This is a genomic window from Pelagibius litoralis (assembly GCF_011683915.1).
Lineage (GTDB): Bacteria > Pseudomonadota > Alphaproteobacteria > Kiloniellales > Kiloniellaceae > Pelagibius > Pelagibius litoralis.
In genome coordinates, this window is the sequence record NZ_JAAQPH010000008.1 from 160339 (window position 1) to 185155 (window position 24817).

Below are 24817 nucleotides of genomic sequence, written 5' to 3' on the forward strand. Positions count from 1 at the left end.
CTTGCACCATCCATACCGTTACACCGCCTCAGACCACCACAAGCGTGACGTCGACGCCGGTCTCCGCCAGCAGCCGGGCTTCGGTCCCGGCGGAGATATAGACGTTGTAGGTGGTGCCGTCGACATCCGCGGTGCCGTCCGCCGCGAAGTCGCCGGTCAGCGCGACCGTGTCACCGCTGTCACCGAAAACGAAGAGATCGCTGGTCTCGTCGGAGAGCTGCAGCAGATCCTGAACGCCCAGGGCCAGACTGTTGTCGCCACTGCCGGTGAGGTCGACAGCCTCGATACTTGTCACCTTGGAGGAACTGTCGATGGCGGTGAAGTCGAGATCCAGGCCGGACCCGTCCAGCGCCAGGGTGTCGAAGCCGCTGCCGCCGTCGATACGCGCGAAATCGAGATCGGAGACGGTCAGCAGATCGTCGCCGGCGCCGGAACGGATCACGTCGCCGCCGCCGCCGCCGGTCAGGCTGTCGTCGCCGAGGCCGCCGATCAGGATTTCGTTGCCGCCGGTCCCCACCGTGGTCACCGGCGTCGCGTCGTCAAAAGCCCTGCCGAAGATCACATAGGCCTCCCCAGCCCGGTTGCCGCCGTCGTCGCCAGAAGGCGCGCCGACGATCAGGTCATCGAAACCGTCGCCGTTCACGTCGCCCGCCGAGGACACACTCCGGCCGGCAAAGTCACCCGCCGCGTCGCCCTGGATGACGAAGCCGTCCGCCGGGGCCAAGGCGCTCAGGTCGACAGTCCCGAAACCATCGGCCTTGCCGAAGACCACGTAGGCCTCCCCGGCATTTTCGCCGCCGTCGTCGTCATTGGGCACGCCGACGATCAGGTCGTCGAAGCCGTCGCCGTTCACGTCGCCCGCCGAGGACACACTCCGGCCGGCAAAATCAAACGCCGCGTCGCCGCGGATGACGAAGCCCTCCGCGGCACTGAGGTTCGTCAGATCGACAAGGCCATTAATCCCGAACCCGCCGGCCTTGCCAAAGACCACATAGGCCTCCCCGGCCGAGTTGCCCCCGTCGTCACCCCCGAACGCACCGACGATGAGGTCGTCTAAACCGTCGCCGTTCACATCCCCGGCCGTGGAAACGCTGTAGCCGGCCTGGTCTCCCGTCCTGTCGCCCTGGATGATGAAGCCGTCCGCCGGGTCCAGAGCGCTCAGGTCGACGGTCCCGAAGCCACCGGCCTTACCGAAGACCACGTAGGCCTGCCCGGCGGCAGGGCCGCCGTCGTCGCCGCCGGGAGCGCCGACGATGATGTCGTCGAAGCCGTCGCCGTTCACGTCGCCCGCCGAAGAAACGCTTGCGCCGGCCTGGTCTCTGAATACCTCGCCCTGCATAATGAAGCCGTCGCTGCCGTTCAGGTCCGCGACATCCACGGTGCTGAAGCCGCCGGCCTGGCCGAACACCACATAGGCCACCCCCGAATTGAGCTCCCCGCCATCGCCGTAGCGTGCACCGACGATCAGATCGTCGAAACCGTCGCCGTTCACGTCGCCAGCCGAAGAAACGCTGAAGCCGGCCTGGTCGGACGCGGCATCGCCCTGGATGACGAAGCCGTCTGCGGCACTGAGACCGGCCAGATCGACGGTCCCGAAGCCACCGGCCTTGCCGAAGACCACGTAGGCCTGCCCGGCGCCGCTAAAGGGCGCGCCGACGATGACGTCGTCGAAGCCGTCACCGTTCACATCCCCGGCCGAGGACACGCTGAAGCCGGCGGCGCCGTTCGCCACAGCGCCCTGGATGATGAAGCCGTCCACGGCGCTGAGTCCCGTCAGATCGACAGTACCGAAGCCGCCGGCCTTGCCGAAGACCACATAGGCCTCCCCAGCCCGGTTGCCGCCGTCATCACCTCCTCGCGCGCCGACGATGATGTCGTCGAAGCCGTCGCCGTTGACGTCGCCCGCCGAGGAAACGCTGACGCCGGCCTGGTCGCCCGCCGCGTCGCCCTGGATGACGAATCCTTGCTGCGCGTTTAGAAGGCTCAGGTCTATGTCCTGCAGGGACGAAATCGAGATGCCCTTTTCGACCCGCACCTCGGCGTTGCCCAGGACGTAGCGGTCGTAGGTAACACCACCCTCATCGATGCTGCCGGCATTGGCCCAGCCGGTCTCGGCGAAGGTCACGCCGTCGCCGGCGTCGCCGGTGACCCGCAGGATCGCCGTGCCGCCGCTGCGCTCCTCCGTGATATCGAAGACGTCGAGCTGCGACAGGGTCAGGCTGTTGGCGCCGCTGCCGGTCAGGTCGATGGCCTCGATGCTGGCGATCTCCGCCGGCAGCACCTGGGTCAGGTCGAGATGCAGGCCGGACCCGTCCAGCGCCAAGGTGTCGAAGCCCGTGCCGCCGTCGATGCGTGCGAAGCCGGTATCGGAGACGACGAGCAGGTCGTCGCCGGCGCCGGAACGGATCACGTCGGCACCGCCGCCGCCGGTCAGCGTGTCGTCACCGAGGCCGCCGATCAGGATCTCGTTGCCGGCGGTGCCCACCGTGGTCGCCGGTGTCGTGCTGCCGCCAAAAGCCCCACCGAGGACCACATAGGCCTCCCCGGCCTTGTCGCCCCCGTCGTCGCCATAGAGTGCGCCGACAATCAGGTCGTCGAAGCCGTCGCCGTTCACGTCGCCCGCCGAGGAAACGCTCCGCCCGGCCCGGTCGAACGCCGCGTCGCCCTGGATGACGAAGCCGTCCGCCGGGACCAAGCTTGTCAGGTCGACGGTGCCGAAACCGCCCGCCTTGCCGAAGATCACATAGGCCCCGCCGGCCCAAGTCCCGCCGTCACTGTCCCGGGCCGCACCGACGATCAGGTCGTCGAAGCCGTCGCCGTTCACGTCGCCCGCCGAGGAAACGCTGTAGCCGGCCGCCTCGCGCGCGCCGCCCACGATGACGAAGCCGTCGGTCGGACTCAAGACTGACAGGTCGACGGTTCCGAAACCGCCGGCCTTGCCGAAGACAACGTAGGCCTCCCCGGAAGTGGTTCCCCCGTCGCCGCCAAAGCGCGCGCCGACGATCAGGTCGTCAAAGCCGTCGCCGTTCACGTCGCCGGCCGAGGAAACGCTGTAGCCGGCCTGGTCGTTCGCCGTGTCGCCTTGGATGACGAAGCCGTTGCCGGACGCTGCCAGGCCCGTCACGTCGATAGTGCCGAATCCGCTGGCCTTGCCGAAAACCACGTAAGCTTCCCCGGCGTCTCCGCCGCCGTCGTCTCCCCAGTACGCACCGACGATCAGGTCGTCGAAACCGTCGCCATTCACATCCCCGGCAGAGGAGACGCTCCAGCCGGCCCGATCGCCCGATGTGTCGCCGACGATGACGAAGCCGTTCGCGGCACTGAGACCTGTCAGGTCGACAGTGTCGAAGCCGCCGGCCTTGCCGAAGACCACATAGGCCTTGCCGGCCTGGTCGTCGATGCCGTCGTCGCCAAAGGGCGCGCCGACGATCAGGTCGTCGAAGCCGTCGCCGTTCACGTCCCCGGCCGAGGAAACGCTCCGGCCGGCCTGATCGCCGCCCCTATCACCCCGGATGACGAAACCGTCGGTCGGTGTCAGAGCAGACAGGTCGACGGTGCCGAAACCATCCGCCTTGCCGAACACCACATAGGCCTCCCCGGCCGAGCCGCCCCCATCGTCCCCGCCGGGCGCGCCGACGATGATGTCGTCGAAGCCGTCGCCGTTGACGTCGCCCGCCGAGGAAACGCCCGAGCCGGCCCGGTCGCCCGATCTGTCGCCGACGATGACGAAGCCGACGGCGGGGTCCAAAGGATTGGACAGATCCACGGTGCCGAAACCGCTGGCCTTGCCGAACACCACATAGGCCTCCCCGGCGGCGTCGCCCCCGTCGTCGCCAAAGGGCGCGCCGACGATGATGTCGTCGAAGCCGTCGCCATTCACGTCCCCCGCCGAGGAAACGCTGGTGCCGGCCTCGTCGCCCAGTTTGTCGCCGACGATAACGAAGCCTTGCGGCACGGTCAGACCGGCCAGGTCGATGACCTGCGGGAAGGAGACCGCCACGCCTTGTTCGACCCGCACCTCGGCGTTGCCCAGGACGTAGCGGTCGTAGGTAATCGTACCCTCGGCGATGCTGCCGGCATTGGCCCAGCCGAACTCGCCGAAGGTCACACCGTCGCCGGCATCGCCGGTGACCCGCAGGATCGCCGTGCCGCCGCTGCGCTCCTCCGTGATATCGAAGACGTCAAGCTGCAACAGGGTCAGGCTGTTGGCGCCGCTGCCGGTCAGGTCGATGGCCTCGATGCTGGCGATCTCCGCCGGCAGCATTTCCGTCAGGTCGAGATGCAGGCCGGCGCCGTCCAGCGCCAGGGTGTCGAAACCCGTGCCGCCGTCGATGCGCGCGAAGCCGGTATCGGCGACGACGAGCAGGTCGTCGCCGGCGCCGGCACGGATCACATCGCCGCCGCCGCCGCCGGTCAACGTATCGTTGTCCCGCCCGCCGATCAGGATCTCGTTGCCGCCGGTTCCCGTTGTGGTTACCGCGCCGCCGAAGGCGCCGCCGAAAATCACGTAGGCCGCGCCGCTATTGCCGGTACCCAACACGCCGGGCGCGCCGACGATCAGGTCGTCGAAGCCGTCGCCGTTGACGTCGCCCGCCGAGGAAACGCTCCAGCCGGCCAGGTCGTATGCGGCGGCGCCCTGGATGACGAAGCCGTCGTCGGCGGCAAGGTCGGTCACGTCGACGGAGCCGAAACCATCGGCCTTGCCGAAGACCACATAGGCCTCCCCGGCCCTGTCGCCGCCGCCGTCGCCACCGGGCGCGCCGACGATCAGGTCGTCGAAGCCGTCGCCGTTGACGTCCCCGGCCGAGGAAACGCTCCGGCCGGCGTTGTCGAACGCCGCGGCGCCCTGGATGACGAAACCGTCGCCGGACCCTGCCAAACCCGCCAGGTCGATAAGGCCATCGCTCCCGAAGCCGTCCGCCTTGCCGAAGACCACATAGGCCGCGCCGACATTCTCATCGTCCCCGTCATCGCCAAGAAACGCGCCGACGATCAAATCGTCGAAGCCGTCACCGTTCACATCGCCGGCCGAGGAAACGCTCCAGCCGGCCCAGTCGTCTGTCGCGGCGCCCTTGATGACGAAGCCGTCGCCGGAGCCTGCCAGAGCCGCCGGGTCGACAACACCATCGCTCCCGAAACCGTGCGCCTTGCCGAAGACCACATAGGCCTCCCCGGCAGCTCTGCCGGTGTCGCTTCGATCGGCCCCGGGCGCACCGACGATGATGTCGTCGAAGCCGTCGCCATTCACATCGCCGGCAGAGGAAACGCTCCAGCCGATCCGTAAGGTCGGCAAGCCCTCAATAGCAAAGCCCTCCGCCGGGGCGAGCTCAGCCAAGTCGACGGTGCCGAAACCTTCCACTTTGCCGAAGACCACGTAGGCCGCCTTGAACGCGGGGTCGAATTTGCCGCGCACGCCGACGATCAGGTCGTCGAAGCCGTCGCCATTGACATCGCCGGCAGAGGAAACGCTGAGGCCGGCCTCTTCAAGTCTTGCGGAGCCCTGGATAATGAACCCCTCTGCCGGAGCGAGCTCAGCCAGGTCGACGGTGCCGAAACCATCAGCCTTGCCGAAGACCACATAGGCCTCCCCGGCATCGGTTCCGCCGTCGTCGCCATCGGGCGCGCCGACGATCAGATCGTCGAAGCCGTCGCCGTTGATGTCGCCGGCCGAGGAAACGCTGAAGCCGGCCCGGTCGTTCGCCATGTCGCCTAGGATGATGAAGCCGTCCGCCGGGGCCAGAGCGCTCAGGTCGATGGTCCCGAAACCCTCGGCCTTGCCAAAGACCACATAGGCCTCGCCGCCATCATCGCCATAGGGCGCGCCGACGATCAGGTCGTCGAAGCCATCGCCGTTGACATCGCCGGCAGAGGAAACGCTCTCGCCGGCCCGATCGCCCGACCTATCGCCTTGGATGACGAACCCTTGCGGCACGGTTAGACCGGTCAGGTCGATAATCTGCGGGGAAGAAACCGTCACGCCCTGCTCGACCCGCACCTCGGCGTTGCCCAGCACGTAGCGGTCGTAGGTGACACCGCTCTCGGCGATGCTACCGGCATTGGCCCAGCCGATCTCGGCGAAGGTCACGCCGTCGTCACCATTGCCGGTGACCCGCAGGATCGCCATGCCGTCGCTGCGTTCCTCCGTGATGTCGAAGACGTCGAGTTGAGACAGGGTCAGGCTGTTGGCGCCGCTGCCGGTCAGGTCGATGGCCTCGATGCTGGCGATCTCCGCCGGCAGCACTTGGGTCAGGTCGAGATGCAGGCCGGCACCGTCCAGCGCCAGGGTATCGAAGCCGGTGCCACCGTCGATGCGCGCGAAACCGGTGTCGCCCACTACGAGCAGGTCGTCGCCAGCGCCGCTGCGGAACACGTCGGCGCCGCCGCCTCCGGTCAGCGTGTCGTCGCCCGAGCCGCCGATCAGGATTTCGTTGCCGCCGGTGCCCGTCGTGGTTACCGCGCCGCCGAAGGCGCCGCCGAAAATCACGTAGGCCGCGCCGCCACTATAACCTTCGGCAGTGCCATAGGGCGCGGGCGCGCCGACGATCAAGTCGTCGAAGCCGTCGCCATTCACGTCGCCCGCCGAGGAAACACTCGCGCCGGCATAGGCGCCCTGATCGAGGCCCTGGATGATAAAGCCTTCGTCAGCGCTCAGACCGTTCGCCAGATCGATGGTCCCGAAGCCCTCCGCCTTGCCGAAGATCACATAGTCCGCGCCGCCCGAACCGGCATAGGGATTGCCGAGCGCGCCGACGATGATGTCGTCGAAGCCGTCGCCGTTGATATCCCCGGCCGAGGAAACGCTGAAGCCGGTCCGGTCAAACGCCCCATCGCCCTGGATGGCGAAACCCTCCTCGGCGGTCAGGCCGGCCCCAAGGTCGATGTCCGTATGGCCGCCGGCCTTGCCGAAGACCACATAGGCCGCGCCACTTGCACCGGAAAGGGCATTGCCAATCGCGCCGATGATCAGATCATCGAAGCCGTCTCCATTGACATCTCCGGCGGAAGAAACGCTGTTGCCGGCCCGGTCGCCCGCAGCGCCCCGGATGACGAAGCCCTCGCCGGCGGCCAAACCGGACCCGAGATCGATGTCCGTAAGGCCGCCCGCCTTGCCGAAGACCAGGTAGGCCGCGCCCTGGTTATTCGCCCCGTTGCCGTTCGCGCCGACGATCAGGTCGTCGAAGCCGTCGCCGTTGACGTCACCGGCGGAGGAGACGCTTAAGCCCGCCCGGTCGAAATTCTCGGCGCCCTGGATGACGAAGCCGTCGCTCGCGTCGAGGTTCGAGAGATCGACGGTCCCGAAACCTCCCGTCTTGCCGAACACGATATGGGCCGCGCCGCCATCGCTAAAGGGTGCGCCGACGATCAGATCGTCGAGGCCATCGCCGTTCACGTCGCCGGCGGAAGAAACGCTGAAGCCGGCTTCATCGCCCGGACCGGCCCCCTGGATGACAAAGCCCTGGTCAACGGCAAGACTGCTCAAGTCGACGGGGCCGAATCCCCCGGCTTTACCAAAGACAACGTAGGCCGCCCCTTCCGGATCAATGAAATAGTTATCGCCCGGGACACCGACGATCACATCGTCGAAGCCGTCGCCGTTGACGTCGCCGGCGGAAGAAACGCTGTGGCCGGTCCGGTCAAAATTCTCGAGGCCCTGGATGACGAAGCCGTCGCCCGTGCCGAGGTTCGCAAGATCGACGGGGCCGAAGCCGCCGGCCTTGCCGAACACCACGTAGGCCGCGCCATCTGCGTTACTATATTCAAAGAAATCGCCGGGGACGCCGACGATCAGGTCGTCGAAGCCATCACCGTTCACGTCGCCGGCGGAAGACACGCTGACGCCGGCCTGGTCGCCCGCCGCTTCGCCAATGATGACGAAGCCCTTGGACACGTCGAGGTCGGTCAGGTCGATGACCCGCGGGCCGTCGTTCTCGAAGGTAATACGGTTGCCGACGTCGACGGCGGCGGTGGTTTGGTCGCCGTCGCCGTCGGTCAGCGTGACCGTGACCTGCAGTGCCTCGGCAGCCAGGGCAATGGGCTCGCCGACCGTTTCCGGCGTGGCATCGTGCAGCAGCGACAGCCACTGCGCCAGATAGACCGCGCCGCTGGCGGGATCGATGGCAATGGCGAAGGCCGCCGGATCGGTGGGGCCGGCGCTGCCGTTGCCGTCCTGGTCGACACGCCCGACCACGACGCCGTTGTCCTGCAGGAACAAGAAGATGCTCTGCCCATCGGCGGTGTCGAGGCCGGAGTCGACCGCGCCGTTGTCGCCGCCGATCGCCAGGGCATAGACGGTCGCGGCAGCGGCATTGCCGCCGGCCGGCCCGTCGGCGCCGAAGTCGGAGGCCGTTATGGTGACCAAGGCAGCGGGGTTGGCGGCGAAACCGAGGGCGCCGTTGTCCTTATCTACATCCGCTACATTCGGATCGTCGCCGGGATTGCCTACGGCGTTGAACAGATCCTGGATCTCCGTCGACAGGTCGTCAAAGACGATATCGTCTTCGCCGTTGAGGCCCTCGATCTCGTCGTGGCGCAATGTCTCGTCGCCATTGAGCTCCGCGGTCACGCTCGGCCCATCGTCCTCGAAGGAGATCACGCTGCCCAGGTCGACCGAGGCGCTGTCCACATCGCCGTCGCCGTCGGTCACCGTCTGGATCAGCGCGACCAGGCCCGGGTTCAGGCCGATGCTGTCATCCGCATCGCCCGTATCGCCGTGCTCCAGCGCGCGGAACTGGGTCACCGTCACATCGCCGCTGTCGGCATCGACCGCGATGGTGAAGACCAGCTCGCCCCCGGTCTCCGTGCGACCCTCGATGATCCCGCCAACGTCGACCAGCACCACCGCCTCGCCGGAGGCGGTGTCGGTCAGGCCGCTCGCCCCCGCCGTCAGGTCCAGCGTATTGACCTTGCTCTCCTGGCCGTCGGAACCCGCATCAGCGCTGTCGGTGAAAAGGTCGGTGCCCAGGACCGTCACCGCGCCCAGGCTGGCCGTCTCGTCCTCGCCCGGGTTCTCCCCCAGGCTTTCATCCACCACGATCGCCGCGCCCGGCAGCAACGCCAGGCCCGCCGCCGGCCCATCGTCCTCGATGGTCAGCGTGACACTGGCGGGCGGCGAGACGTCGCCGTCGGCGTCGGTCACGACGTACTGCAACACCAGGGAGACCGGGTCGTCGAAGGGGTCGGGCGTGGCGCCGGGGTCCTGCGCGCCGGCGATCGGATGGTTGATCGGCTGGAAGGCCACGAACCAGAAGTCCGCCGTGCCCGGGCCGGAGGCCAAGCCCCCGAAATCCGGGATGAAGGCAACGAAAACCAGGGCACCACTGTCGGCCCCGATGCCCCAGACGATACGGCTGTCGCCGGGATCGCTCCGCAGCAGGATATCCTCGGGGCTCGCCCGGCCGCCGCTGTCAAGCCCGCTGTCGACATCGGCATAGCCGATGAAGTCAACCGCCTGCGCCGGCCCGTTGAGGCCGGCATCGAAGGCAAGGGTGCCGTTGGCCGCGCCCTTGACCGCCGGCAGGCCGCCGGCACCGGGGAAGCCGCTGTCGAAGGCCGCCGCGAGGGCGCCTTCAATGCCGGCGGGCAGGACCGCGTCGTTCGTGGCGCCGTCGATCCCCGGCGTTTCGTCAAAGATGAGGGGGCCGCTCTCTGCCGTCGGGATAGAATCCGGGATCTCGTTTTCAAAGGGAAAGAAGGCGTCCGCATCAGCCGCCGCGCTCTGGGTAAGCGGTGTCAGCACGCCCTGGGCCGTGGCCAGAACAAAATCCAGAAGATCGCCCAGATTGTCGCTGTACTGCGTGGCGCCGCCGCCCTGCGGACCCGGATCACCCGCCGTATCGAGGGCGGTATCGGCCGCGGCGGCAAGCGCCAGGACCTGCGCCAGCAGCACATCTGCCCCCACTTCGGCGCCGGCAACCGTGAAGGCCGGTGCGTCACCGCTCTCCGCCAGGGTCACCAGGTCGAGAAAGACGATCCGGCTGCCGTCATCGAAAATCAGGATAAAATCGGCGCCGTCGAGCTCTACCTCTGCCTCCCCAGGGGCGAAATCCAGGCTGTAGCTCTGACCGGCCAGCGCCTGGACCTCAACGGTTAGGCCGGCATCGGGGCGCGACACGGCCACCGCCGCCCCCGCCTGTCCGGTCATGGTTGTGTCGCTGGCCGAACCGCTGGCCGGATCGCCAAATGTCACGATATCCACTGCGCTTGCGCCAGGCTCGATTGCCGGGCCGTCCTGACCCTCGTCGCCACGGCTGAGATCGTCCGTCATGTTCGTCTCCCACCTGTTCCCAAAACCGCCCCGGCAGACGCAAAAGCCGGCCTTGACGGACCGGCTTTCGCATCAGCGCCTACCCAAGGCCTCAGACGCCTCTGCAATCAGAGGGTCCGGAGCCGCTGTCGTATCGGACCGCGCTGTTTTCGGGCGCTCTCAATATCCGCCGAAAAAATCCGACAGATCATTCTCCCGCACACAGAATAGGAACGGGGATTGGCATAAATAAACGTGTAATGATGGGCGGTTGGGTGTTTGTGACGTTCTTCGGATGCTTCATCCGTTTTTTGGATATCTACGTATGGTTAAGCGCGTTTGCGCAGCGTCTCCGAGGGGAGTTCACCAAATTCTCGGCCATAGGCTTCGGCGAAACGCCCCATATGGGTGAATCCCCATTTCTTCGCAACGTCGGAGATCGCGCCCCCGCCCTGGCCCGTGAGCAACTGAGCTCGGATACGCTTTAGCCGCACAAGGCGTAAATAGGCCATAGGCGAAACACCGTAGGCGTCCATAAACCCTCTCTGCAGCCCCCGATAGCCGCATCCGGCCGCGCGCGCAATGTCAGCAAGCCCCAGTTTTTGATCTGCATGGGCGTAGATGTATTCGCGCGCGCGCTTGACGTGATAGGGAACAACCGTTGTCACGGAACGGCCATTGAGAAAGTCCTGGTAGCTGTTGGGCAACAGAGTCAGGAACTGGGTCAGCAACAAGTCTTCCATCTGTGTGGTAATGATCGGGTTGTTCAGTTCGCGCAAAGGACCGTCCAGGATTTCAGAGATATAGTGAACGGTATTGCGAACAACCGCTCCACCCGGCGCGGTGAAATCAATCTCGGGGTCGAATGCCAGTTCCATCGGATCCGCCTCGTCCCCAATCAAAGTACGCGCATGAGCCTTCAGTCTTTGTTTGGACAAGGGAATTATAAAGGACCCAAAGCCCTCCTCACTGGCGTTCATGGGTACCGCCAAATCGCGAAAGAACCCTCTGCCCACTGAGAACTCTATGTCCTGCGCCCCATGCCGCGCGTTACCTGCGCCACTGGTAAGCAAGAAAAGCAGCAATCCGTCCGTATTTTCCTCCCGCGACTTCAGGTCGACCCTGACGTCTCCGAAAGTCGAATGCATTAAGTTGAGATCACCGCATTGCGCAGCCATCACGCGGGCATCCAACACCGCGCGTTTACCTTTGACGTCAAAGTCATGAGGTGAACTCAAACTCTTGATGGTTTCACGAACATCATCGACGTCCGTTGAAGATAGAATCACGTGATTTTGCAGATAGTGCATTGGCCCCACATCCACCGTCCGAGATCAACCAGACAGGACGCAAACAAAGTGGCCCTGACACCCGGCTTCGTTTGCTTACATTTGCTGTTGTATGTCGGCTCGCATCATGCGCCAAAACAATGGAATGGTATTATCTTTTTCGTTAATTCTTTGCAAATCAACACGAAACACGCCCCTCGACACACAACTGAGGGGAACGTTAAGCATAAAAAACCAGCTTTTCTTGCAGGTGTCCTTCCAGGGGATTTTGCTGATGCGCGCATAAACAAATAGCCTTGGGGTTTCCCAAGGCTATTTGAAGTGCCGATCCGGCTTGTTGGTCGCGGGGGTAGGATTAATTCAAGCCCCTACAATAGAACGCCACGTCTAAACTTAGTTGCGGGGGCCCGCAACCACCTTTACCGAACAAAAATCTGGATGCGATCAGGAGGCAGCCACTACCGAGGCCTGAACTCGCTTATAATACCAATCTGATGATTGGCAAGTATCCAAAAAATTCATCCAAATCTCGTCTCCTAAGACATCAACAGATTGCCGATACCATCTGCAAAGAGCAGCTTTGTGAATGGCAACGGCATAGGATTTGAGCTTGCCCGTGGTAACGCGTTTCGGCGCAAACCCCTGCTTCTTCAGCCGCTTTCGCAGTAAACGCCTCGTCGATCGAGCACAACGTCGACACCGCACCAGGAGGTCGAGCACCGTGTCTTTATCGCCGACCGCCCGCCAGAGCCGGCAGGGGGTGCTCCGCCAAGCTATGGGCTCACACCCGCGTCCCGGCACCGAAAAAGGGCCCGGCGCAAGGCCGGACCGGAGGCACAGGGAGGAGCCGGAAATTCAACCATGGCAAAGCATCTACGGTGAAGTACTGCCCGCTTTTGCCCGCATTACAGAATCGGCCGATGGACCGTCATCCGACCGACGAATGGCTTCAATGACCCTCTTTAAGGCAACCATGCCCGGATCGTCCTGACCAATGCCCTGCCGTGGCGCGAGCCGGGCGCGGCCGATTCTCGATGGCCTGTCGCGAAACGTATCCAGACTGCGCGTGACCGCAGCATCCGCCAAGGCCGCCATAATCGTGGGGTCGGTCTCCTCCGAAACAGCCTCCGCCACTGACATAAGGCCATCGATAACCGACTTGTCGCCCAGATCGGCTCCGCTGCGCTCCTGCATTGACTTCACGGCCAGTTGAAGGAGGCCACCAAGCGCCGGCCAGGGCACCGTGGTCCGACCCTTCGTCTCCGCCGCCATCCGGTGAAAGCCCGTCATCGCAACCGCACTGAGGCTTGAACCTGAGGTTGCGCCAATCACGCGGACAACTCCACCGAAGCACTCACCGAGTTCTTCGGGCAGGTCCTCGATCTCGTCACAAAGAGCCTTTGAGATCGATGCCAGTGTCGATCCCATGTCGCCATCGCCGGTTCTTGCGTCCAGGTCGTTCAGTTCGGCGCTACGGCGTTCCAGTTGCCACGCCGCGCGCCGCAGCACAGCCTGAAGATCCGCTTTATTCATTCCGGACATTGCAGATCCTTCCAGTGAGGGCAGCGCGCCGGCGCCTGTAAAAGCGACGCCAGCTCGTCGTCAAGCTTCATAACCGTCAAGGACGCGCCGGCCATCTCCATGGACGTCGCATAGTGCCCCATCAGCGGAAACGCAATTTCAACCTCCATCGACGCCAGGCGGCCGGCGAGATGACGGTAAAGAATGTAGAGTTCGTCAAGCGGCGTCGCACCGAGGCTGTTGCAAAGAACAGCGACCCGGTCACCGCCCTGCAGAGGACAATCGGCCTGGAGACGGTCCAGCATCTCGTCCGCCAGGTCGTCAGCGGATCTGAGAGCCCCACGCCAGACACCCTGCTCGCCATGAATCCCCATGCCCATCTCTATGGCATCGTCTTCGAGCTCGAAGGTCGGTTTACCAGCTTTGGGAACCGTACAGGACGACAAAGCAACACCGATCGATCTGCAACTCTCCAGCGCCTTTCGCGTCACTGCGGCAGTATCCCGAAGACTGCGGCTGCTTTCAGCAGCAGCACCGGCAATCTTGAAAGCCAAGACCACGCCGGCAACACCACGGCGGGTGACGGCATTCTCAGGCGGCGCGCTCGCCACATCATCCGCTACAACAACGGTTTCGATCTCCACTCCCTCGGCCTCAAGCGCCTCCGCCGCCATGCCGAAGACCATCTTGTCTCCACCATAGTTGCCGATAACACAGAGAATGCCTGCGCCGAGGTTCGCAACGCGAAGCGCTTGTTCCACATCGTCAAGAGACGGCCCGGCGAAGACATCGCCAACAGCGCAACTATCAAGTAAACCAGTACCGACGTAGCCGGCGAACAAGGGTAAATGACCGAAACCGCCGCCGCTTGCTATGCCGACCTTGCCAACCTCCTTCGTGTAGCGCCGGGCAATGACGCGCCCCTTGGTCCCCGCCTGCCGATAGGCCGCCGGATGGGCCAGCACCATGCCTGCAAGTGCTTGGTCGACGTAACTATCGGGGCTGTTGAGTATCTTCTTCATCGTTCCATTCCAAAGAAAGTGGATTCCAGGTTTGAGGCAGTCGCGCTCCAGGGGCTACGTGCGATGTCATGGTTCCGGAGGTCTCTGTACCAGGCCGCCTCTCGCCTTCTCGAAAGCACGTCCAATACGCAAGGCGAGCGGATCGTCGAAGCGCCGCACGACGACCTGCATCCCGGCGGGCAATCCGGCATCGGTCAGGCCGATCGGCAGGGAGAGGCTGGCCAGGTCGAGGAAATTCACGAAGCGGCCAAAGACATTAGGCGGCATGTCTTCGTCGACCTGATCGACGGGGATAGAAACTTGGTGGCAGCCGGGCACGATGAGCGCGTCAAGCCGGTCCAACCGTTTGAGGAAGTCGGCCTGCGCGGCACGGCGCGTCTCCAGCAATTCCATATAGGTGGGTGCCGATATCTCGCGGCCCCGCAGGATCCGCGCCCGAATAACCGGGTCCACGGGACTGTTCGTCGGCTCGGCGTAATGGCCGAGGTGCTTATAGCTCTCAACACTCATGATGTCCCCACCGCCGGCCAGATATTCTTCGATCGACAGTGGCAGGCGGATCTCCTCGACCCGGGCGCCAAGGCCCTCAAAATCCTTGAGCGCCTTGTCGAAAAGCAGCCGAACTGCCGGTTCCATAGAGGTGAGATCGTCTTCACCCAAAACGCCGAGCCTGAAGCCGTCGATGTCGCGCTCGATTGCCGCAAGGGGCGCAATTTGCGGCGCCTCTGCCGTCGCCGGGTCTCGCGGATCGAATCCGGCGAGCACCTCAAGAAGAACCGCAGCATCTCGGACCGAGCGCGTAAGCGGACCGACGCTATCGTGCGTCGGGCAAAGCGGCACCACGCCACCCCGGCCAATCAGGCCCGACGAGGTCTTCATGCCCACGATCCCGTTCCAACAGGCCGGCGTCCGCACGGACCCGCCTGTGTCGGTGCCCAGCGCGGCCGGCGCGAGCCCGGCGGCCACCGCCACGGCCGAGCCGCTGCTCGACCCGCCCGGAACCCGGTGCGTCTCAAGGTCCCAAGGGTTCCAAGGAGTGCCCTTCACCGGATTGGTTCCCCAGCCGCCAAAGGCAAACTCGACCATCTGAGTCTTGCCCAGCACGATCATGCCGGCAGCTTCCAAGCGTTGTACGGCTGTTGCCGAGATGGCGGGCTTGCGATCCGTCAAGGCAAGCGAACCGGCCTCCGTCGGATGGCCGGCATAATCAAAAATGTCCTTGATGGCAATCGGTATGCCGTGAAGCGGGCCAGCCGCTCTACCGGCCACCCGGGCCGCATCGCTGGCCCTTGCCTCCTTCATCGCCTGTTCGGGATAAACGCTCACAAATCCATGAAGCTTGGTGTCGAGTTTTTCTATCCGGCTGAAATAAACCTCGACCAGAGCCTCTGACGTCACTCTCTCCTCAGCCAGGGCGGCCGACAGAGCCTCCATCGGCCGGAATGAAAGCTCAGAGTCAGGTAGCAGCTCTTCATTCTTCACGTCAGTACGACTTCCACCCGCGGTGTCAGCTTCCTCAACCTGCTTCACTTCCACTCCTTTACGACGCGCTACCGGAGATACTCTAAGCGGCGGACAGGTATTTCCCCATGTCGACTATGGTCTGATATGCGACCGACACCCTCATCGACCGCTGCAGAAAAATATGTGTGACGCCGGAAATCTGGCGCGCCATGACATTCTTTCCCTGGTCTCTCAAGGACTCGGCCAGTTTGATGGAATCGTCCCGCAGCAGATCATGTTCGGCATACACGACGAGGAAGTCGCTGCAGACCCCCTGGTGGCTATGGACGGGGAAAACCAGAGGGTCACGCCGAGAGATGGCCCCCGGCGCATAGGTCTCAAGAATATCCAACAGGCGGGCCTTCGAACTTCCCAATACCGTGTTGTCGTATCGGCTGTAGCTGGGCAATCCAAAATCGCAGTCATATACGCCGCAGGCAAGGCCGGCTCTCTGGAAGTAGTCGGGCCCAAGTTCCTCCGCATAGGCGGTCAAGGTCGAGACTATGAGGTTTGCGCCCGCCGAGTATCCGGCTACGCTCCTGCACGGTCGGTCAGGGAAAAGTACCTTCGATATGTATTGAAACGCCGAATACAGCTCATTGAGCTGCGTTGGAAACTGGGCCACCGGCGCTTTGGTATAACCAATCCCGACGACGGCACAACGCGCCGAATTAGCCAAGATCCGCATCAACCGCTCATACCCATCCAGGCTGCCTTCGTTCCAGCCGCCGCCATGAACCCAGACGATGTATCTGTCGGTCATGTCACCTTTCGGAAAAAACGTCCGCAGCTCGATGGACCTGTCCGCAACGACAATCATCTCACTCTTCACAAAGGCAACAGGCGGTTTCTCGGAACTCCAGTAGAGGCTCAGTTCGTCGTTGAGCGCCAGTTGCCCATCAGCCGCCAGAAGGTCGAAGTTTCGCTGCTCTAGAAAGGCAGCGTCATGCTCCAGCGCCGCGCGCATATCATCGTCAATGACGAACGTGTCGGGTTGTATCATGTCAACGTGCAGCCTTTTGAGTTCCGAAGGCCTTGTCGACGATCAGAATCACAGCGATGTTTATGACGATCATCAGAGACGAAACGGCGAATATGGCCGGACTGAATGACGTATTGCTTTGCTGGAACAGCCAGATCGAGAGCGGGAAGACGTCGATGGTGTAGAGAAAGTAGCTGAGCGTGAACTCATTGAAAGACAAGATAAAGACAAGAAGAACACCAGAGGACATACCGCCGCGGATGAGGGGCAGTATGATCTCTGTAAAGGCCCTGATGCTGGAGGCGCCGAGTGTCTTTGCCGCCTCCTGAAGGGAGGGATCGATCCCGTGCAACGCTGCGACGCAGTTTCGCATCATAAAGGGCAAACCAATGATCGAGTGAGCGACTACAATTTGGAATATTCCCAAGTCCAACCCACTCATGCTCACGATCACAAGCAGGGCAACGCCGAGGACGACGGTGGGGAAGATGATCGGTACACTAAGAAGCAGCTCTTCAACGACACGATGTCCGAGAAACCGGAACCGAACCAGCGCATAAGAAGCCGGCACCCCAGCGACAAGGCACACCAAGGATGTTGCTGCGGCGATAACAAAACTGGTCTCAAACGACTCCCGAAGGCGCGTGAAATCGTTCTGTTCATCGCTCACCATCGACCAAACATCGGCGTACCACCGTAGGCTCAACTCCGGTGGCGGAAACTGCAGGGTGGTGACTGATGTAAATGACATGGCCAGCACCATCGCAATTGGAAGCAAGAGCAGTAGCAACAAGAACCAGGTCAGAGCCTTGATGACCGTGGCTTCCACGCCCGCGCGGCCGATGGATGTGTTTTCATCCATGGCTATTCTCCTCTGTGGAAACGCGGCGGCCAATCACATTCTGCAAGGCCTGCACGGTCAGCGCGAAAGCAATCAGGATCACCGAAAGCGCGGACCCCATTGGCCAATTCAACAGGACGCCCATTTGATCTCTGATGACCAGGGCCAGCGTCGTCACTTTCAGTCCTCCTAAAAGAAGGGGGACCACGAATGCGCCGGTATTGAAACCGAAGACAAGGACCAGCCCAGCGGCAATACCCGGCCAGGCCAGTGGCAGGATGACGTTGGTGTAGACCTTGGCGCGGGACGCGCCCAAGACGCTCGCAGCTTCTTCAAGGCTCAGCGGTATGGCTTTCAGCGATGCAACCATCGGCAGGACAGCCAGCGGGACCGTGGTCTGGATTAACCCGAGCAATACACCGGTTCGATTGAAGAGGAGCGCCAGTGGGCGCTCGACATCCAAGATCGCTCCTACGATTTGGTTAGCCAATCCGTCGGGGCCTAGGATCGCGACCCATCCGAAGCTCTGAACAAGTAGGCTGACCAGCATCGGCAGCATGATGCAGATCAGGACCATTCGCCTTGCCACTTCAGACCTGGTCCTTGCCATGAAAAGCGCAACCGGGAAGGAGATCACCGAGGTGATCACAGCGCTCAAGAGAGCGAGCCACAGCGTATCGGCCAGTATGTTGACAAAGTAAGGATCGGCCAGTGCGACATAGCTATCGAAGCTCCAGTCCGACCATTCGGCGTTCTTCCGACCAAAGCTCATCCGTAAGACAGCTAGGCCACAAACCGTGAGCAGACCGACAAGGAACGAGGCCGGCAACAACAGCATCGTCACCGTCCTTAGTTTGGACCGCGACGGGCTACTCACTGCCGTTTGCGCTCCTGCGCTGCGTTGCCGATTCGAGACAAGCGCGGTCACGATCTGAGCATCCTTGCGCGCCCCTGCTTGATCTTCAGCCAGATCTTCGCCCCCACACCGCAGACAACCGCTGTGTTCTCCGTGCTTCTCGTCAGCACCTCCTGACCGTCACTCAGGCAAATGCGCGAACGGTAAAATCCCGAGCTAAATTGCGTTTCTGAAATTCGCCCGGACAGACCGGGGCCGTTCGGCTCGAGCGTCATCAACTCGACATGCTCCGGGCGAACCATAACCGAGCCGCCCTCCCGCCGCCCCGAGATCTCGTCGGCAACGACCAGACTGCCGTCGGCTATATGGACCGTTCTGGAACCGTCACTCCAAACCCCTACGGAACCAGCCTCCAAAAAATTCATGTCGCCAAGAAAGGTGGCAACGAAGCGATTACCCGGCCTTTCATAAACCTCCTCCGGCGTACCCACCTGCACGACTTTGCCGGCTTCCATAATCACAATGCGATCAGACATCGCCGACGCCGTCTCTTGATCATGGGTCACGTAAACAGCAGCAACATTGAGGCTTTTTTGAATACTGCGAAGTTCCACAGCCATGTAGTCGCGCAAACGGCGGTCAAGCGCGGCCATAGGTTCATCGAACAGGACTAACGATGGTTCGGTGGCCAGCGTCCGCGCCAATGCGACCCGTTGGAGCTGACCGCCGCTGAGTTGGCTCGGCATGCGGGCGCCATATTCTGCTGCCGGCAAGTGCACGAGATCGAGCACCTCTTCGACCTTTTGATCGATTGTCCGGCGCTCGACCCCTTTCATACGCAGCCCAAAGGCGACATTCTTGTGAACCGACATATGGGGGAAAATAGCCAGTGACTGGAAAACCAGCCCAATATTTCTGCGATGCGGCGGTTGTCCGTTTACGCTCTTTCCGAAAACCTCTATGTCGCCCCCTGTCGGTTCGTCGAGACCGGCAATCAAGCGCATTGTCGTGGTTTTTCCGCAACCGGATGGGCCGAGAATGGAAACGATTTCGCCCGGATAGACATCGAGGCTTAGGTCATCAACAGCAACGATTCTGCCGCTGCCGAATGTTCGGGATATGTTTTGCAACCGAAGTACAGGCAGGTTTTCACCCGATATCGTTGGATCGCTATCCATTAGTGTCGTGTTCGTAGCCAGCATGCGATGAGCCCAGTTTCTTTTGAGAATTCAGGCCGAGGAGTTTCCCCCTCGGCCTGCCTGTTGGTTGTCACCCGCCGACAGCGTTGGTGTAGCGCTTAATCCAGTCCTCGCGGACGCTTGCCAGATAGGCGCTATCGACCTGAACTGTTCTATTCTTGATGACCTCGGGTGATGGCACGTTGGGATTGTTTCTCGCAGAGTCGGAGAGAACAGCGTCCTGATTGACTGGCCCGTACCAGACTTCTTCCGCCATCGTGCCTTGCACTTTCGAATCAAGCGCGAAATCGTAGAGGGCGTGAATGACTTCCGAATCACCGGGATGGCCCTTTGGTGCGACCATGTACTGCAGGTCAACGAAGAACCCTTCCTCGAGATCATAGGTTCCGCTGAGATTGTAACCCGGATCACGGATGAACTTCGACACCACAAGCGGCGAGTACACACCACCGGCATTGAGCGATTTCGAGCGAAAAAGGTCAGCCAGCTGATTTGGGTTGGTGGAAATTGTCAGCAGACGGTCTTTCAGCTCGCCGAGAAGCTTAAAGCCAGGTTCCGGGTCACTAAAGGCATCCCCGCCTGCGAGCTTTGTCGCAACAATGACAAGCTCCATCGCGGCGAGGTTCTTTGCTTGCGGCACAAAGATCTTGTCCTTGTTGGCATCATCCCAAAGCACGCCATAGGATGTCGGCGGCGACGCATAGGCGTTCGTGTTGTACAGGAGGCCATCGCTCCACAGGAAGTAGCCGACACCAAACCCGTCTGCTCCAGTTTGGTGCTTGGCGGCCACGCGCTCGATGTTCGGGATTTCCGTCAGGTTCGGCTTCGCCAGCAAGTCGGCCTCTACCAGCGCATTTGCGCCAAAGCCGGACAAGATCACCACGTCGTACTGCGGACGGGCGGCCGATGCTTTGATTTTAGCGATCATATCCGACGTTGTACCGGTCAGATCGGCAATGATGCGCGCGCCGGTCTTTTTTTCGAACGGCTTGAGAATATTGCGGACCGCCGCCTGTCCGGTTGCGTCAGACCAGGTAAGAACCCGAAGTTCCTTGCCCGAGAATTCGGCGGCAGAAGCGCGACGAACCCATGGGGCCTGCAGCGCGGCAGCGGCAGCAGCCGTTCCAGCCAGAACGGTCCTACGCGAAATAGGCTTGTTCATTGTTTTTTTCATATCAGATCTCCCTGTTGATGGTCTTGCGGGCACGATCGCCCCCGGCAGTAGTTCCAGTGTCCAACTCTCTGCTTCCCGGCACCTGTTATTTGACCAGAAGCTCCCGTGCATTGGACGGCGTGAGACACTCGATTCCGCTATCCGTGATCACCACGGTCTCGCTGATACCGAATCCAGACGCCAGCGCGAGCATGTGAAAGACCATTCCTTGCTTGATCTCCCAGTCATCTTGTTCGTTGAAGTCGAGCGCTTCCCATTCCGCCGTGCGTGGCGGGAAGCCGATGCCAGTGGAATAGCCGCTGCGATTGAAGTAGTCGGGTCGAATTTTGCGGATTGGCGCCCGCACCAGGGCATCAACCTCGCGCGCCGAAGCTCCGGGCTTCATGGCGGCGAGCGCCGCGTCCTGCGCGGCGATCACGATGTCAGTCGCCGCTTTTACCTGATCGCTTGGCGGCCCCATCGAAATGGTACGCATCTGGGTGGCATGATAGCGCTCAACACAGCCGTATAGCTCCAGAAGGACCAACTCACCCCGCCGGATAACCTTTGGTCCCCAGTTCGCATGGCAGACATCGTAGCGATAGCCGGACATGATGTGATGTGGCAGCCCGGTGTACTCGCAACCCGCCGCGACTCCGGCATGAAAGACAGCCGCTGCGACATCTGCTTCCGTAACGCCGTTGGCGATAGCTTCCGCAGCCGCGCGTTGCTCGACTTCGGCAATAGCGCCCGCCTGACGGAGATAACGAACCTCGACCTCCGACTTGATCAGCCTGACATGGTCGACCAGGAGACTGGCATCGACAATCATGTGCGCCGACAAGCCGGCAACCAGCCCCTCAGCAACGGCAGCGGTCAGAAACCAGGACCGCTTTTCCAAGCCGATCGTCTTACCCTGCCCTCCCGCTGCGCGCAGCAGATCGAGCGTTTTCTCCACAACATCATCGCCTTCTTTCCAAGTTTCCGCCCCCGGAAGCCAGGAATACTCGTCCACGTTGCCGCGTTCCAGATAGCGCAGCAACAGCTGTGGATCCGAATGAGGAGTGAGAACTACGGCCTGATAGGCAAAGTAACCGGAAGTCTGGTGCCCCGTGAGATAATAGATGTTCTCGGGTGAATGGATCAAAAGCACATCGATTCCGCGCTCGCCCATTTCCTCCTGCACGCGCCGAACCCGGCCCCGAAACTCGCCGGTAGAAAATGCCTGTCGATTGCCTGTCATCTATTCGATTCCTAGTACCAGCCGTGGCAGCCAAAGCGACAGGGCGGGAATAAAAGTGGTGAGAAGAAGAACTGGCAAGTAGCCAAACACAACAAAGACCAGAGACGGCTTGAGCATCTTCTGCAGTGGTACCTGACCGATCCGGGCGCCGAAGTAGAGAAGTGGGGCCGTGGGCGGAGTGATGTTCCCCATGCCCAGATTGACGCCGATAATCGCCGCGAAATGCACCGGGTGGACGCCGATTTCCTGGGTGATGGGAATCAAGATCGGCGTGGCCAGCAGCAGGCCACTGAAATCATCCATCAGCATGCCGAGGATGACGAGAAAGAGATTGATCATCAGCAAGATCAGAAGCGGATCTTCTGTAATCGAGAGCAGCGTTTCGACAATCTGCTGCGGCACCCCTTCCATTGTGAAAAGTCGGCTGAGCATGACGGCAAAGAACACCAGGACCATGACGACGCCGACCGTGGTTCCGGCATTGTGTCCGATCCGCCAGAGGTCCTTCATCTTGATGTCGCGATAGATCACTACGCCGATCACAAGGGCATAGGCGACAGCGACAGCCGCCGCTTCGGTCGGCGTCGCAAAGCCACCGTAGATCACGGTCAAAATGAGGATGGGCATAACCAGCGCAAGTGTCGACCGTTTACCCTTTTCCGCCACATCCAGAATGATTTCGCGCGGCGGTGCGGGATCCGGTTGTTGGATCGGCATAGAGCGGGTCAGGAAGAAGTTCCAGAAACTGAACAAGAAGACGAGAATTGCCGCAGGTAGGATCGGCGCAAGAAAGCAAGCCGCGATCGACGTTCCGGATATCCAACCATATACGATCTGGGCCGAACTTGGCGGGATCAGAAGGGCAAGAACAGACGAATTCGCGACGAGGGCGGCAGCATAACCACGGTCATAGCCGCGTTCGACCATGCGCGGCACCATGATGGTCCCCATTGCCGCAACCGCCGAGGATGCCGTGCCCGATATCGCCCCGAACACGGCGGTTACGACAACGACAACAACACCCAGACCGCCCTTCAGGCGACCGAAGATACTATCGCAAAAGTCAACGAGCCGACTGGCCAGACTGCCAGTGCTCATAATTTCACCGACCAGGATGAACAGCGGCATCGCGAGCAGAATGATCGATGAAGTTTTGTTGAAGCCTGCCGCCACCAGGAAGTTGCTGGAACCATAATCGCCGACAACGAAAAGGAATATGACCGTGGCACCGAACGACATCGGAACCGGGACGCCGATCACGAGAAACAGCACAAGCAGGCTGATGGCCAGGAGGATGATCGGTTCCATCAGCGTTCACCCAGCAGAGGCAGTACGAATGCCGAGCACGCGCAGCAGATTGTCGACAAATTCGATAGCGAAATAGAAAGCCATGAGCCCAAGCCCGACGAACATAGAGGCATGAGCCCAATAGAGCGGCGCCTGGAGTTCCAGGGATCTCGGCTGAAGTCTCAAGCTCCACTGAAAATACTGGAAGGTCCAGACCGTCGCCCAAACAGCAACCACCACCGTGATCGCGTTGGCCAAAACCTTGATCCAATTGCGGGCAACCTGGCCCGCAATCACCATCTCCATCAAGCTCGCCGAAATGTGAGAGCGTTCATAGGCACCGTAAGCTCCCCCAATAAAATAGGTCCAGACCGCGGAATAGACGGCAATTTCTTCAAGGCCGTGCATTGGGATCACGAGGAAGTAGCGGACAACGATCTGAACAATGACGACCACAGAAAAAAGGGTGCAGGTGATCACGAGTGTCAGGCGTTTCAAGAACAGCTTGAAATGCCAGATGCGCGCCAGGAGTAGCATCGTCGTTCCTTTTGAATCATGCATATCGGCCCGTCGCGTTCCGGCGGAGTTTTCGGGAGGGCGAAGGTGCGGGATCGCTGCAATCCGATCCCGCACCGCGATGCGATCAGTTGATGTTCAGTTCGGACTTCAGACGACTGTAGAGCTCATCGCCGATCTCGCCCTTGATTTCGGGCCATACATCTTTTCGCGCTACGGCCGCAAAGGCTGCGGCTTGTTCCGGCGGGAAGGTCACAACCTCAACTCCTGCATCCCGCATTTGCTGCATGTAGGCTTCGTCAGATGCTTCAGCCAGCGGGAAGCGCTCGTTCATGATATCGATGGCCACCCGCTCGACCGCCGCCCGGTCTTCCGGGGGAAGCGATTCAAACAGATCTCGATTGACCATGATGTAGTGGTTTTCGAAGTGGTTGTTGTATTGGATGTACATCTTGGTGATGTCGAGGAAGTTGGTTACCGTGAGCTCCGGATTACCCCCGATCACACCTTCAACTACCCCCGTCTGCATCGCCGTATAGACTTCGTCCCAAGGGATCATGGTGACGCTATAGCCAAAGCGTTCCATCAATGCGCGTGCGGTTACGCCGCCTGGCCAGACGCGCAGCTTCATGCCTTGCTTGGCATTTGGATCGTATGGATTTGGCACGATCTCGGAAAAAGCACCCCCGCCCATGCCTTTTGCCCATGTGCTCAGAATCTTGACACCCTGACCGGCGACGATCTCATCGACGATTTCATAGAGGTAACCGCCTGGTGAATATGCCTTTTGTGCTTCTGCATAGTCTGTGACAGCGTAAGGGAAGGAATCAATGGCAAGGCGGGGATCAAAGGTCGACGGCACGGCACCCATGGTCAATTCGACAGCGCCGCTCATGACTTGCTCATAAACCTCCACCCAGTCCCCCAGCTGGTTTGCAGGATATACCTCAACATCGATGCGGCCATCCGTCGCCTTCATGACGCGTTCCGCGAAATCCAGCGAGCCCTTGTGGCCATCGGAGCCGGGCTGATACGACGTTGAAAGCCGCCATTCCGCCGCTGCCGCTGTAGAGATGCCGACGGCAAAAGCGGCCACAACCAGCAGTGATCGTGTACTGATGCGAAATCCGTGCTTTAGTTTGTTGTTCATTCTTGCCTCCTT

Annotated in this window: 15 protein-coding genes; all 15 read right to left on the reverse strand. The window is 61.6% G+C overall.

All coding sequences use genetic code 11. The annotated features are described in order from the left end of the window. Positions 1-28 precede the first annotated feature (28 nt). Positions 29-10264 (reverse strand): DUF5801 repeats-in-toxin domain-containing protein, encoded by a 10236-nt coding sequence (locus HBA54_RS12300; protein ID WP_167224885.1) that lies wholly within the window; start codon positions 10262-10264, stop codon positions 29-31. 308 nt (positions 10265-10572) lie between these two features. Further along, complete coding sequence (locus tag HBA54_RS12305; RefSeq protein WP_167224887.1) at positions 10573-11553, reverse strand: AraC family transcriptional regulator; 981 nt, start codon at positions 11551-11553, stop codon at positions 10573-10575. A gap of 423 nt (positions 11554-11976) precedes the next feature. Next, a complete protein-coding gene (locus HBA54_RS29870) occupies positions 11977-12333 on the reverse strand; it encodes a DDE-type integrase/transposase/recombinase (RefSeq protein WP_367575709.1) in 357 nt (118 codons plus the stop codon). A 72-nt stretch (positions 12334-12405) separates the two neighbouring features. Beyond that, positions 12406-13074, reverse strand: a complete 669-nt coding sequence (locus tag HBA54_RS12315) for a DAK2 domain-containing protein (RefSeq protein ID WP_205944606.1) — start codon at positions 13072-13074, stop codon at positions 12406-12408. Beyond that, positions 13062-14075 (reverse strand): dihydroxyacetone kinase subunit DhaK, encoded by a 1014-nt coding sequence (locus HBA54_RS12320; RefSeq protein ID WP_167224892.1) that lies wholly within the window; start codon positions 14073-14075, stop codon positions 13062-13064. Before HBA54_RS12320 ends, HBA54_RS12315 begins: the two co-directional genes overlap by 13 nt. Positions 14076-14141: 66 nt before the next feature. Continuing rightward, entirely contained in the window at positions 14142-15509 is a 1368-nt protein-coding gene (locus HBA54_RS12325) for an amidase (RefSeq protein ID WP_167225024.1), read from the reverse strand. A 130-nt stretch (positions 15510-15639) separates the two neighbouring features. After that, complete coding sequence (locus HBA54_RS12330) at positions 15640-16581, reverse strand: alpha/beta hydrolase fold domain-containing protein (RefSeq protein ID WP_167224894.1); 942 nt, start codon at positions 16579-16581, stop codon at positions 15640-15642. A gap of 1 nt (position 16582) precedes the next feature. After that, positions 16583-17422, reverse strand: a complete 840-nt coding sequence (locus HBA54_RS12335) for an ABC transporter permease (protein ID WP_167224896.1) — start codon at positions 17420-17422, stop codon at positions 16583-16585. Continuing rightward, positions 17415-18329, reverse strand: a complete 915-nt coding sequence (locus tag HBA54_RS29040) for an ABC transporter permease (protein ID WP_205944608.1) — start codon at positions 18327-18329, stop codon at positions 17415-17417. Before HBA54_RS29040 ends, HBA54_RS12335 begins: the two co-directional genes overlap by 8 nt. Beyond that, positions 18326-19459 (reverse strand): ABC transporter ATP-binding protein, encoded by a 1134-nt coding sequence (locus HBA54_RS12345; RefSeq protein ID WP_205944609.1) that lies wholly within the window; start codon positions 19457-19459, stop codon positions 18326-18328. The genes HBA54_RS29040 and HBA54_RS12345 overlap by 4 nt, the downstream gene beginning before the upstream one ends. 67 nt (positions 19460-19526) lie before the next feature. Next, positions 19527-20630, reverse strand: a complete 1104-nt coding sequence (locus tag HBA54_RS12350; protein ID WP_205944610.1) for an extracellular solute-binding protein — start codon at positions 20628-20630, stop codon at positions 19527-19529. Between the two features lie 85 nt (positions 20631-20715). Then, positions 20716-21852, reverse strand: a complete 1137-nt coding sequence (locus HBA54_RS12355; protein ID WP_167224900.1) for a M24 family metallopeptidase — start codon at positions 21850-21852, stop codon at positions 20716-20718. Beyond that, positions 21853-23160 (reverse strand): TRAP transporter large permease, encoded by a 1308-nt coding sequence (locus HBA54_RS12360; RefSeq protein ID WP_167224902.1) that lies wholly within the window; start codon positions 23158-23160, stop codon positions 21853-21855. A gap of 6 nt (positions 23161-23166) precedes the next feature. Further along, positions 23167-23676 (reverse strand): TRAP transporter small permease, encoded by a 510-nt coding sequence (locus tag HBA54_RS12365; protein WP_167224904.1) that lies wholly within the window; start codon positions 23674-23676, stop codon positions 23167-23169. 106 nt (positions 23677-23782) lie between these two features. Further along, positions 23783-24805: a TRAP transporter substrate-binding protein DctP gene (dctP, locus tag HBA54_RS12370; RefSeq protein ID WP_167224906.1), complete on the reverse strand. Its 1023-nt coding sequence runs from the start codon at positions 24803-24805 to the stop codon at positions 23783-23785. Positions 24806-24817: the final 12 nt, after the last annotated feature.

Coding starts and splice junctions, on each gene's coding strand:
- HBA54_RS12300 (WP_167224885.1), bottom strand. CDS start 10,264: ATGACGGACGATCTCAGCCGTGGCGACGAGGGTCAGGACGGCCCGGCA.
- HBA54_RS12305 (WP_167224887.1), bottom strand. CDS start 11,553: ATGCACTATCTGCAAAATCACGTGATTCTATCTTCAACGGACGTCGAT.
- HBA54_RS12315 (WP_205944606.1), bottom strand. CDS start 13,074: ATGTCCGGAATGAATAAAGCGGATCTTCAGGCTGTGCTGCGGCGCGCG.
- HBA54_RS12320 (WP_167224892.1), bottom strand. CDS start 14,075: ATGAAGAAGATACTCAACAGCCCCGATAGTTACGTCGACCAAGCACTT.
- HBA54_RS12325 (WP_167225024.1), bottom strand. CDS start 15,509: ATGGAGGCTCTGTCGGCCGCCCTGGCTGAGGAGAGAGTGACGTCAGAG.
- HBA54_RS12330 (WP_167224894.1), bottom strand. CDS start 16,581: ATGATACAACCCGACACGTTCGTCATTGACGATGATATGCGCGCGGCG.
- HBA54_RS12335 (WP_167224896.1), bottom strand. CDS start 17,422: ATGGATGAAAACACATCCATCGGCCGCGCGGGCGTGGAAGCCACGGTC.
- HBA54_RS12345 (WP_205944609.1), bottom strand. CDS start 19,459: ATGCTGGCTACGAACACGACACTAATGGATAGCGATCCAACGATATCG.
- HBA54_RS12350 (WP_205944610.1), bottom strand. CDS start 20,630: ATGAAAAAAACAATGAACAAGCCTATTTCGCGTAGGACCGTTCTGGCT.
- HBA54_RS12355 (WP_167224900.1), bottom strand. CDS start 21,852: ATGACAGGCAATCGACAGGCATTTTCTACCGGCGAGTTTCGGGGCCGG.
- HBA54_RS12360 (WP_167224902.1), bottom strand. CDS start 23,160: ATGGAACCGATCATCCTCCTGGCCATCAGCCTGCTTGTGCTGTTTCTC.
- HBA54_RS12365 (WP_167224904.1), bottom strand. CDS start 23,676: ATGCTACTCCTGGCGCGCATCTGGCATTTCAAGCTGTTCTTGAAACGC.
- dctP (WP_167224906.1), bottom strand. CDS start 24,805: ATGAACAACAAACTAAAGCACGGATTTCGCATCAGTACACGATCACTG.